The sequence below is a fragment of the Streptomyces hygroscopicus subsp. hygroscopicus genome, assembly GCF_030269125.1.
Classification (GTDB): Bacteria; Actinomycetota; Actinomycetes; order Streptomycetales; family Streptomycetaceae; genus Streptomyces; species Streptomyces hygroscopicus_C.
The window spans coordinates 1-342 of record NZ_BSSM01000073.1 but is presented as its reverse complement, the minus strand read 5'-3'; the positions used below and the strand labels follow the sequence as shown (position 1 = coordinate 342).

Annotated in this window: 1 rRNA gene; it reads right to left on the bottom strand. The window is 61.7% G+C overall.

From position 1 onward, the window contains the following. Positions 1 to 225: 225 nt before the first annotated feature. Positions 226 to 342 (bottom strand): 16S ribosomal RNA (locus QSK45_RS38150); the annotation flags it as partial.

The window sequence follows — 342 nt, the reverse complement described above, 5'->3', positions numbered from 1 at the left end:
CGGGGCCGGCGACTGAAGGAAGATCATTCCCTCAGACACCCAACAGCGTGCCCGACCAGAACCCGTCCGAGGATCATGCGTTCCACGCTCCGAAGAGCAGTACTAACAGCCCCCGACCCGAGGAAACCGGCCGAGTAGTCAACGTTCCACCCATGAGCTAACCACCGCCAGACATTCGCTGGCGTAGTGGCTCTGGCTGCCTTGCGGCAGCTAGATGCTCCTTAGAAAGGAGGTGATCCAGCCGCACCTTCCGGTACGGCTACCTTGTTACGACTTCGTCCCAATCGCTGGTCCCACCTTCGACAGCTCCCTCCCACAAGGGGTTGGGCCACCGGCTTCGGG